Origin of the sequence: Clostridium sp. (genome assembly GCF_022482905.1) — a bacterium.
In the GTDB taxonomy this organism is placed as follows: Bacteria; Bacillota; Clostridia; order Clostridiales; family Clostridiaceae; genus Clostridium_B.
Window position 1 is genome coordinate 3,076,821 of record NZ_JAKVOI010000001.1, and the last position, 11,278, is coordinate 3,088,098.

12 protein-coding genes are annotated in these 11,278 nt (G+C 34.4%); 7 read left to right on the forward strand and 5 right to left on the reverse strand.

Annotated elements, in window-relative coordinates; genetic code table 11:
- The 5 genes from accB to LKE46_RS15260 all read left to right on the forward strand — a co-directional run bounded on the left by accB (window position 1) and on the right by LKE46_RS15260 (window position 4,217).
- Window positions 1-507, forward strand: a complete 507-nt coding sequence (accB, locus tag LKE46_RS15240; RefSeq protein ID WP_291724194.1) for an acetyl-CoA carboxylase biotin carboxyl carrier protein — start codon at window positions 1-3, stop codon at window positions 505-507.
- A gap of 84 nt (window positions 508-591) precedes the next feature.
- The gene (fabZ, locus tag LKE46_RS15245; protein WP_291724197.1) at window positions 592-1,047 is read left to right on the forward strand and encodes a 3-hydroxyacyl-ACP dehydratase FabZ; all 456 of its coding nucleotides are present in this window, start codon (window positions 592-594) and stop codon (window positions 1,045-1,047) included.
- A gap of 24 nt (window positions 1,048-1,071) precedes the next feature.
- On the forward strand, window positions 1,072-2,421 hold the full coding sequence (locus tag LKE46_RS15250; protein WP_291724200.1) for an acetyl-CoA carboxylase biotin carboxylase subunit: 1,350 nt from the start codon (window positions 1,072-1,074) through the stop codon (window positions 2,419-2,421).
- Between the two features lie 35 nt (window positions 2,422-2,456).
- Window positions 2,457-3,332, forward strand: a complete 876-nt coding sequence (gene accD, locus LKE46_RS15255) for an acetyl-CoA carboxylase, carboxyltransferase subunit beta (RefSeq protein WP_291724203.1) — start codon at window positions 2,457-2,459, stop codon at window positions 3,330-3,332.
- A gap of 33 nt (window positions 3,333-3,365) precedes the next feature.
- Entirely contained in the window at window positions 3,366-4,217 is an 852-nt protein-coding gene (locus tag LKE46_RS15260; RefSeq protein ID WP_291724206.1) for an acetyl-CoA carboxylase carboxyltransferase subunit alpha, read from the forward strand.
- 31 nt (window positions 4,218-4,248) lie between these two features.
- Here LKE46_RS15260 and LKE46_RS15265 read toward each other — a convergent pair whose 3' ends face one another.
- From LKE46_RS15265 to LKE46_RS15285, 5 genes are all read right to left on the reverse strand, one after another.
- The gene (locus LKE46_RS15265; RefSeq protein ID WP_291724211.1) at window positions 4,249-4,767 is read right to left on the reverse strand and encodes a ferritin; all 519 of its coding nucleotides are present in this window, start codon (window positions 4,765-4,767) and stop codon (window positions 4,249-4,251) included.
- Between the two features lie 124 nt (window positions 4,768-4,891).
- Window positions 4,892-6,088 carry a S8 family serine peptidase gene (locus LKE46_RS15270; RefSeq protein WP_291724214.1) on the reverse strand — a complete coding sequence of 399 codons (1,197 nt, stop codon included), beginning with the start codon at window positions 6,086-6,088 and terminating at the stop codon, window positions 4,892-4,894.
- Between the two features lie 83 nt (window positions 6,089-6,171).
- Window positions 6,172-6,603 carry a DMT family transporter gene (locus LKE46_RS15275; RefSeq protein WP_291724217.1) on the reverse strand — a complete coding sequence of 144 codons (432 nt, stop codon included), beginning with the start codon at window positions 6,601-6,603 and terminating at the stop codon, window positions 6,172-6,174.
- Window positions 6,604-6,717: 114 nt separating this feature from the next.
- The gene (locus LKE46_RS15280; RefSeq protein WP_291724220.1) at window positions 6,718-7,209 is read right to left on the reverse strand and encodes a dUTP diphosphatase; all 492 of its coding nucleotides are present in this window, start codon (window positions 7,207-7,209) and stop codon (window positions 6,718-6,720) included.
- Window positions 7,210-7,396: 187 nt separating this feature from the next.
- Window positions 7,397-7,642, reverse strand: coding sequence for a TM1266 family iron-only hydrogenase system putative regulator (locus LKE46_RS15285; RefSeq protein ID WP_291724223.1), 246 nt, complete (start codon window positions 7,640-7,642; stop codon window positions 7,397-7,399).
- Window positions 7,643-7,864: 222 nt separating this feature from the next.
- Here LKE46_RS15285 and glgB point away from each other — a divergent pair, with 222 nt between their 5' ends.
- Both glgB and glgA read left to right on the forward strand, forming a co-directional pair.
- Complete coding sequence (gene glgB / locus LKE46_RS15290; RefSeq protein ID WP_291724227.1) at window positions 7,865-9,811, forward strand: 1,4-alpha-glucan branching protein GlgB; 1,947 nt, start codon at window positions 7,865-7,867, stop codon at window positions 9,809-9,811.
- A gap of 25 nt (window positions 9,812-9,836) precedes the next feature.
- Window positions 9,837-11,264, forward strand: coding sequence for a glycogen synthase GlgA (gene glgA, locus LKE46_RS15295; protein WP_291724230.1), 1,428 nt, complete (start codon window positions 9,837-9,839; stop codon window positions 11,262-11,264).
- Window positions 11,265-11,278: the final 14 nt, after the last annotated feature.

An 11,278-nucleotide genomic window follows, 5' to 3' on the forward strand; every position in this document is an offset into this window, starting at 1 on the left:
ATGGATTTTAAGGCAATTGAAGATATGATACATGTAATGGATAATTCAAGCCTTGGATACTTGGAAGTTAAATGGGATGAAATCTCAATAGTAATGAAAAAGAAGGGTGAATCGGGAGTAGTTAAATCATCTGTCAGCGAAGCAACAAAAGTAAGGAATGATTCAGGCGAGGTTGAAATTTTCAATGAGACAGATGAAAAATTGGATCCGGCAGAGAAAAATTATAAGACTCAGGAGAAAGAAGAAGCTGAGGAAGACAAGAATATAAAAGAAATCACATCACCTATAGTCGGTACGTTTTACGATAAAGCAGCTCCTGATAAGCCTGAGTATGTAAATATTGGAGACAAGGTAAAAAAAGGTGATGTACTGTGTATAATAGAGGCAATGAAGATTATGAATGAAATACAAAGTGATGTTGACGGTGAAATTGTAGACGTACTTGTAAAAAATGAAGAAATGGTAGAATACGGACAGCGATTGTTCAAGATAAAGGTAAACAGCTGAATATGTGTTTATAAGGGTGTATATCATAAAACAAATAAATGGTAAAATCTATATTATGTCGGATTAAGCTTTCAGGAGGAAATTATGGAGAATACGGATTTTAATGTGAAGTTGGGTATGGAAGAAATCAAGAAGATTATTCCGCATAGATATCCATTTTTACTTATAGACAGGGTAACTTACATGGAACCAGGGAAAAAAGTAATTGCTTATAAAAATGTAACGGCAAATGAATATTTTTTTCAGGGACATTTCCCGGAGATGCCTGTAATGCCAGGTGTACTTATAATAGAAGCATTGGCTCAAGCAGGAGCTGTAGCTATATTGAGCAAGGATGAGTTTAAAAACAAGATAGCATTTTTCGGCGGCATAAATAAAGCTAAATTCAGGCATATGGTGGTACCGGGTGATACGTTGACTCTAACCGTTGAGATATTGAAGATAAAAGGGCCTGCAGGTATAGGAAAGGCAACTGCCTATGTAGAAGAAAAAAAGGCCGCTGAAGCAGAATTGATGTTTATGATAGGAGACAAAAACTAGAGTATTAGGAGTTGAATTTTTAAAGTGTTTAGTAAAATTTTAATTGCAAACAGGGGTGAAATAGCTGTAAGGATAATAAGGGCCTGCAGGGAAATGGGAATTCAAACTGTAGCTGTCTACTCGGAAGCCGATAGAAATGCCCTTCACGTCCAGATGGCTGACGAGGCAATCTGTATAGGGGCTGCTGCACCTAAAGACAGTTATCTAAACGTTCAGAACATAATAAGTGCTACTGTTTTATCAGGAGCCCAGGCAATTCACCCCGGCTTTGGATTCCTGTCTGAAAACAGCAAGTTTGCCAGAATATGCAGAGAGTGCAATATTACTTTCATAGGTCCAAGTCCGGAATGTATTGAAGACATGGGTAACAAGTCAAATGCCAGAGAGATAATGATAAAGTCAGGAATACCTGTTATACCTGGTTCTGACGGGGCTATTCTGGATGAAGAGGACCTTATTGAAACTGCAAGAAATATTGGTTATCCTGTTATGATAAAAGCGTCTGCAGGAGGTGGCGGCAGAGGAATAAGGATTGTATACAAAGAAGAGGATATTATAAAAAATTATCAAAATGCAAAAGCTGAAGCAAAGGCGGCGTTTGGTGATGATACTATATACCTGGAGAAATTTGTTGAAAAACCCAAGCATATTGAATTTCAGATACTTGGGGATGACTTTGGCAATGTAGTGTATCTTGGTGAGAGAGATTGTTCCATGCAGAGAAGAAACCAGAAGCTTATGGAAGAATCACCCAGCCCCATAATGACGGAGGAACTCAGAAAAGCAATGGGAGAAACTGCGGTTAAAGCTGCAGAGGCAGTGGGTTATAATAATGCAGGTACTATAGAGTTTCTTCTGGATAAAGATAAAAACTATTATTTCATGGAGATGAATACTAGAATTCAGGTGGAGCATCCCATAACTGAGATGGTAACGCAAATAGATCTTGTAAAGGAACAGATCAAAATCTCCGCAGGAGAACCACTCGGGTTCTCACAGGAGGAAATATGCATAAATGGTCATGCAATAGAGTGCAGAATAAATGCGGAAAATGTCAGCAGGGATTTTATGCCTTGTCCTGGCAGGATTACGGACATATATGTTCCAGGTGGATTTAATGTCAGAGTTGACAGTGCAGTTTATGCCGGCTATGAAATACCTCCATACTATGATTCTATGATAGCTAAGCTTATAGTATATGGAAAGAGCAGGCAGGAGGCAATTGCAATCATGAGAAGGGCTCTGGGGGAATTCATAATAGAAGGTGTCAGTACTAATATAGATTTTCAGTATGATCTTGTTAATAGTGAAGAATTTATAACTGGGACCTATGACACAAAATATGTAGAAAAGTTTATAGAGGAATTATCTTAGGAAATTGGTTCTCCGGGGAAGGAGTTGAGTAGGATTTGTTAAATAAATTTTTCAAGAGAACAAAATATATTACTGTAAGTCATGAAACTCTTAAAAATATTTCGGAAGATGAGGACAACAAGCCGTATATACCAAATGGCATGTGGATAAAGTGCAGTGAATGCAAGAGAGTGCTGTATAAACCGGATTTAGATAGAAACAATAAAGTCTGTCAGCACTGCGGACATCATTTTAGAATGAACGCATGGGAAAGAATAAGACTTATAATGGATAAGGACAGTTTTGAGGAATTTGATGCCGACATGCAGTCAGACAATCCAATAGAATTTGATGGCTATGAAGATAAGCTGGATAATATGAAGAAAAAAACAGGACTTAATGAAGCTGTAGTAACAGGCAAGGGTACCATAGGGAAAATGCCTGCGGTAGCATGTTTTATGGACAGTAATTTCATGATGGGGAGTATGGGTTCTGTAGTAGGAGAAAAGATAACAAGGGCGATTGAGAACTCAATAAAGCTGAAACTGCCCATAATTATATTTACAACTTCAGGTGGAGCCAGAATGCAGGAGGGCATATTTTCTCTTATGCAGATGGCAAAGATAAGTGCTGCACTGAGCAGGCTGGATAAAGAAGGACTCCTTTATATAACGGTACTTACAGATCCTACTACAGGTGGGGTTACTGCCAGTTTTGCAATGCTAGGAGATATAATACTGGCGGAACCGCATGCACTGGTTGGTTTTGCAGGCAAAAGGGTAATCGAACAGACTATACATCAGAAACTTCCTGAAGGTTTTCAGAGTGCCGAGTTTTTACTCCAACATGGTTTTATAGACAGAATAGTTTCAAGAGATAATTTAAAAAGTACTTTGAAGGATATACTTGTTATTCACGATAGGGGCAGATAATGTAACTATTTTGATTGAAAGGGGTGAAGTGTTGTGGAGAAAATAGGAAAACTCCAGAAGATTCTAAATCAAAAATTTGATTCCAGGACTGCATGGCAGAGAGTTACTCTTGCAAGGATGATTGAAAGACCTACTTCCCTTGACTATATAGACAGAATCTGTGATTCTTTCATGGAATTTCATGGAGATAGATATTTTGGAGATGATCTATCTGTAGTAGGTGGTATTGGAATGTTGAACGGGGAACCTGTTACAATAATGGGACAACAGAAAGGAAGAAATACCGCTGAAAATATAAAGAGAAATTTTGGAATGCCTGAGCCCGAGGGGTATAGAAAGAGTCTGAGACTTATGAAGCAGGCCGAAAAATTCGATAGACCGATTGTATGCTTTGTGGATACTCCGGGGGCATTTTGTGGAATGGAAGCGGAAGAAAGGGGACAGGGTGAAGCAATAGCCAGTAATTTGATGGAGATGTTTAATTTAAAAGTTCCTATAATATCTATAATAATAGGTGAAGGGGGAAGCGGCGGTGCACTTGCTTTTGCTGTGGCAAATTCTGTATGGATGCTTGAAAATTCAGTTTACTCCATACTTTCACCGGAAGGTTTTGCAGGAATATTGTGGAGAGATGCCTCACGTGCGGAAGAAGCAGCTGAGGTTATGAAATGTACTGCAGGAGATTTGAATAAATATGGAATAATAGATAAGGTTTTAAAGGAACCCCAGGGTGGGGCTCATAAGAACGTAGATAAAATGGCGGATGTTATAAAAAGTGAACTTATAGAAACTATAGGAATATTAAAGAAATACTCTCGGGAAGAGTTGTTGAACCAGAGATATGATAAGTTTAGAAGTATGGGAAAATATAAACAGCAGCTATAGATAGTGTTATCCATAGCTGCTGTTAAAGCATCTAATTTAAAGCTGTGGGAGCTGGAGGTACGAAGGTTCTTGACTGAAGTTCTGTATCCAGCATATAAAGGGCAGCTGAATTGTCACCTATTCTCTGTAGTTTTTTAATCAATTTTGTAAAAGTATCTTCCTCTTCAACCTGTTCGTCTATGAACCATTTAAGCAAACTCATTGTAGCGTGTTCTTTTTCCTCGGTTGCTATGTTCATCAGATTATAGATTCTTTTGGTAACTTTCTTTTCATGTTCCAGTGCTTTTTTAAAAGCATCTAAAAGTGATTCATAGTTGTTGCTCGGTGCATCTATGGCCCCAATATTTATTCTTGCATCGGTTTGATTCAAAAAATTATAGAATTTTGTTGTGTGAAAGTTTTCTTCCTGTATTTGGACTTTAAAGAAGTTGGAGAATCCATCCAGATCCAATGAATCACAATATGCCTGCATAGCAAAATATATGTTTGCTGAATACATCTCGAAATTTATCTGGTCATTTATAGCATCTACGAGTCTATTACTTAACATAAAAAATCCTCCCTTTATAATCTTTTGTAAAAAATAATAATCTATTAATATAGATTATTTGTTATCTAATATTATAATAACACACTTTATAGAAAATTTAAATAACTCTAGAATTATTTGTTATTTACAATGCAAATTTCTCAAAATCAATCATACCAGAACCCTGACACCATTTTGGGAGATTTAAAAATTTACAGGATATCCTGAGTAGTGAAACAAGATCGTTGAAGTTCAGATCAGGGTTATTTTCGTACAATAATGAACATATACCACTTATGTAGGCAGCTGCACAGGATGTACCGGTATAACAGGTATATGGTTCATTTAAAGCAGAAGGATATAATTTTTTTCCACCTTTTTCAGATATATAAGCTGTATTTGAATTTATGGAGCATATATCTACACAGGCGGCAACCAAATCCGGTTTCTGGATTTTGCAAAATGGACCGCAGGATGAATATTCATATAGCTCTATATTATGGGAAGTTGTATCTATTCCACCAACAGTTATGCAATTATTCAAAGTTGAAATGCCTTGAATACTGCCCTCAAAACTTCCGCTATTTCCAGAGGCTGTAATCACAGCTATGTTATTTTTTACAGCTATATCGAATAGTTTTTGAAATAGTGACAGAGTAAATTGATCTCTTGAATTTATTTCAAAAGGAAGACAGATTATTTTTAGATTTAGATCTTCTGAATCTTCAATTGCACATTGTATGCCGAATAATATATCTCCTATATATCCATATCCAATTGAATTGAAAGCCTTTATGGAATATATAGAACTGTTTTCTGCTATTCCGCAGTATGTTCCATTGGATAATTTCCCATTTCCTGATATTATTCCGCTCATGAAAGTACCATGTCCGTTATCATCATAAGGATATTTTAAGTTGTTTATTAAATCAAGGAATTTTTTTATCCTGTTTTTCCCGGATATTAGATCAGGATGAGGATAGGTACCCGAATCTATAAGTGCTATGCAGATATTTTTACCTGTAAGTTTATATTTATCGGAGAAACCCACTCTATTTGCAGAAAATACATTTTTGCCACATAAAGTTGCCTTGATATCCCAGGTTATATATTTTACTTCAGGAAATTCTATTAATCTGTCCAAAATGTGAGTGGATACTATAGCACATATGCAATTTACATAGGGAATGGAACGGATAACACTGCACCCTGATCTTTTTATCTTTTTTTCGATCTTTTCCATTATGGAATTGCACTGTATTATTATTCTGTAGTTTTTATAGTATTTTTTATTTAAAGCTAATTTTAAACTCGGTTCCAGCTTGCTTTTTATGGAAAACATTTTATTCTCCTAAAAATTTATCTCATTATATATTATATATTTAATATGCAAATGTGATATCTATATGTAGAAAATTATTTATATCAACCCTTCCATTTTAATATGACCATTCCTGCAATCAACATGAATATGCCTACTAATTCATGTAAGTTGAATTTTATATTTTTGGAATCAAATAGTCCGAATAGATCTATTAAAAAAGCCATTATAAGCTGGGAAACAAGTATTAAAGCTATAGAATGAGTGGGACCAAGTGATTTTATGCCGTACATTACAGTATAGGTTATTATTACCCCAAGCACACCACCTAACAGGTATATTTTCTTGCATATTTTGATGTTGTGTACATCGCCTTTCCCAAGGCAGAATGCTACTATTAAAGTTATTAAAAATGCAGTACCCTGAACTATTGCATTTGTTTCCGCAAGTCCTATTTTTTCTCCCAGTCTAGTATTGAATACACCTTGAATACTCATTGTCATTCCAGATATTATGGAGGATAAAATACCTAACATGTATAACACCTTCTTCCTTATTGAATATAAAGTAGTTTAACCGGAATAAGTGTATATTATAAGTAAAATCTAAGTACCCCTAAAACCGTAATTTTAGGGGTATAAAAAAACCAACTATGAGTATTGCTTCTCGCTTATATAGTGTGTATTCATATAAATTTTGTTATAGCACTTTTTTATTTCATTAGGGGTAAATCCAAGACTTGAACCAAGGCTCAGAAAATCTTCAAATAGAGTTATGTAATGATCCTTTGAAGAACAGACTAGAAAATCATTTATATCTACATAGAGATTTAAGAATTGTGAGGTTATATTGCATCGACTTTCTTTAAGCTTTATATCAACTATGTCATTGAATTTTTTCTCCAGACCTAAAGATAGCATGAAATACAGTGAATTAGCGAGTTGTTCTAAAATTATCTTATCATTTAAAATTTTATTATTACTCCAGAATTTAAAACATCGTGTTGCATTAGCCAGTTCGCCTATTTCAACTTGAAGTGCCAGTGTTTTTTGTGAAAGAAGGGATTCCCCTTCAAGACCATGCTCTTTTCTAATTACTTCATCTAAATTTTCTTGTAATTCAAATAAATTTATAAGATTCATTTATAGAGCCGCCCTTTCTATAACTTATAATTAAATAATTTTTATTACGGATTAAATCCGCTAATTACCCACATCTATATTTTAACTAAATTCAAAAGATATTGAAATAAGGTGCAATCCTTTACAGATAAATTTCTTTTAAAAAAGTTAAAAAAGTTTGTCTGTAAAGGATAATCAATAATAATAATTATTTTTTAGTTATGGCTGTTTTTACAGTTACCCCACTAATTTTACCAAGTTTGCCTGTCATTGCACTTATGTCATCTGAAGTTCCATCTACAATTACAGATATTATTGAAATATTTTTCTCCCTATATGGTATTCCCATTCTGCCAACTATTATGTGGGCAAAAGAATGAAGTATCTGATTAACGGTCTTTGAATTCTCAAGATCTCTCACTACTATTCCAACGACACCAATTCTTGTTTGCATACATTATTACCTCCAAGTTATTTTAAATATTTGAGCTTATAATTATATTTTCAATTATATCTAATATACTTTAATATATAAAATAAAATAATATGGGGTCCAAAAATTTTATGAAAATAATTTTTCCCGAGATGCACATTTTATGTATTTTTAGCAGGTGAAACCGAAAGTAATGTAGAATTATTTATACATATAGAAAGTTGTAAGAAGGTGGTGTATAGAGTGGTTGATAAAGACATAAGATCCTTCTATAAAGGTAAAAATTATAAGGCCTATAATCTTATGGGATCTCATTTTACAAAGGAAAGAGGAAGGCTTGGTGCAAGATTTACTGTCTGGGCACCTAATGCGAGGAGAGTCAGAGTATTAGGTGATTTCAACAATTGGAAATCAGAAAGCCAATTTGAATTAAAAAAAGTATTTGGAACCAACCTTTGGAGTATATTTGTAATGGGAATAAAAAAGGAAACATTGTATAAATATGAGATTGTAGATAAATCAGGAAATATAGTCTTAAAGAGTGACCCCTATGCAAGATATTCTGAAAGACGGCCAGGTAATGCTTCTCAAATAGTGCATGAAAAGATATTTAAATGGGGAGATCATAAATGGATAGCCAGACAGAAGAAACTAAATGTATATGAGAAGCCTATAAATATATATGAAATTCATCTTGGGTCATGGAAAAAAGAAAAAGATGGCGAGTTTTTAAATTACAGACAGATAGCAAAGCAGCTTGTAAAATATTTAAAAATCATGAACTACAATTATGTAGAAATAATGCCAATAATGGAGCATCCATTGGATGATTCCTGGGGATATCAGATTACAGGATACTATTCAGTAACAAGCAGATATGGGAGCATACAGGATTTCAAATATTTTGTGAATATGCTCCACGATAATGGTATAGGAGTTATATTGGATTGGGTACCAGGTCACTTTTGTAAAGATGAGCATGGCCTATATAAATTTGATGGCACTCCTACGTATGAATATTTAGACGAAAAGCAGTCGGAAAATAAAGGATGGGGAGCTGGAAATTTTGATTTGGGCAAACCTGAAGTAAGGAGCTTTCTCATATCAAATGCTGTTTTCTGGATTAAGGAATTTCATATAGACGGGCTCAGAGTGGATGCTGTTGCAAATACACTTTACCTTGATTATGACAAGGGACCGGGAGAATGGACACCAAATGAAAATGGGGGAAATAAAAATATTAAAGCTGTGGAATTCTATCAGCAGCTGAATGAGATGCTTTTTAAAAAGTTTCCCAATTTGTTGATGATTGCAGAAGAATCTACGGCGTGGCCTCTTGTTTCAAGACCTGTATATGCAGGAGGGCTTGGATTCAATTTCAAATGGAATATGGGATGGATGAATGATGTGTTGAAATACATTAAAATGTCACCAGAAGAAAAGAGGTGCAACCACAAATTAGTTACTTTTTCAATTATGTATAATTACTCCGAAAACTTCATACTCCCTATATCCCATGATGAAGTCGTTCACGGGAAAAAATCTTTAATAGATAAAATGTGGGGGGACTATTGGAATAAATTTGCCGGGTATAGAGTATTTATTACCTATATGTATACTCATCCGGGGAAAAAGCTTATATTCATGGGAACGGAATTTGCACAATTCTCTGAATGGGATAATTCTAAAGAATTGGAATGGGAACTTATAGACAAATTTCCAATGCATAATGACATATTGAATTTTTCAAAGAGTATTAATAAATTTTATATTGATGAAAAAGCTCTTTGGGAACTTGATTACGATGAAAAAGGTTTTACATGGATAGATGCAAACAATGCCGGGCAAAGTATACTGGTGTTTATGAGAAATTCAAGACAGAAGGAGGACACTCTTATAGTACTTTGTAATTTCACTCCAAAAGTATACTATGATTACAATATAGGGGTACCGTATCCAGGGGAATATAAAGAGGTATTTAATACAGATAAAAAAGAGTTTGGAGGTTCAGGAGAAACAATTCAGGGCATTTTGTATTCCAAAAGTAAAGCATATCATAATCAAAAATACAGTCTTACTATAAAAATACCACCTATGGCGGCTGTTATAATAAAACCTACGAAGATACTTGAGAATGTGGAGGAAGACACTGAACCAAATTCAAAGTTGCCTAAGATTAAATTAGAATAAATAATAATTGGGGGAGGGAAATTTTATGAATGTATTATTTGTTGCTTCTGAAGCGGAGCCATTTATAAAAACAGGAGGACTTGCTGATGTAGTTGGTACGCTGCCCAGGTATCTTAAAAAAATCGGGGTAAATGCGAGAGTAGTAATACCTAAGTATAAGAACATTAAGTCGGATTTGATCAATAAGCTGAATTTTATAAAGTACTTCTATGTTCCTGTAGGATGGAGAAGTAAATATTGTGGGATATTCCAGTATGAATATCAGGGTGTAATTTACTATCTTATAGATAATGAATACTACTTTTATAGAGATGACCTTTATGGATATTATGATGATGGTGAGAGATTTGCATTTTTCGACAGGGCGGTTCTCAATATGCTTTGGGAAATTAACTATAAGCCAGATATAATACATTGCAATGACTGGCAAACGGGGATGATACCAGTATTATACAAAATTGAATATAAAGAGGATGAGTTCTACAGGGGAATCAGATTTTTGTTTAGTATTCATAATCTTCTGTTTCAGGGTAACTTTGATAAAAATATTTTAGGGGAACTTTTCAATTTAGATAATATTTATTATGAAAATGGCAGTGTTGAACTGAACGGGGCTGTAAGTTTTATGAAAAGTGGAATAAATTATAGTGATAAAATTTCAACGGTAAGCTGTTCTTATGCCAAGGAGATACAGACATCATATTATGGAGAAAACCTTGACGGGCTTCTTAGAAGCAGGGGCAGTGATCTATGGGGGATATTAAATGGAATAGATTATAATGCCTATAATCCGGAAAATGACAGCATGATATTTAGAAATTACAGTAAAGAAAATTTAAGAAACAAGATGGTAAATAAATTGAAATTACAGAAGGATCTTAATTTAGATGTGGACAGGGAAATACCTATGTTTGCAATAATTTCACGATTTACACCGCAAAAGGGTATGGATATTATACAAAATATAGGAGAAAGGCTCGTCTCGAAACATATTCAGTTGGTAGTACTGGGAACAGGATATAAACAGTATGAGGATTATTTTAGATATCTGAGTTCAAAGTATCCAAGGACCGTATCTGCAAATATATATTTTGATGATATACTGGCACATAGGATTTATGCTTCATCTGATATATTTTTAATGCCCTCGCTTTTTGAGCCGTGTGGACTAGGACAGCTTATAGCTTTGAGATATGGGACAATTCCAATAGTAAGGGAGACCGGAGGACTTAAAGACACTATACAGCCGTATAATAAATATACAGGCGAAGGTAATGGATTCAGTTTCACAAATTTTAATGCAGATGATTTCTTTCATGTTATAAATGATGTTCTGGATTATTTTAGTGAAAAGGAAATATGGAGTAATATAGTAAAACATGCCATGGAAAGTGATAATAGCTGGGATAATTCAGCAAAGCTTTATAAATCGCTGTATGAAAGTTTGACATAGTTATTTAAGCAAAA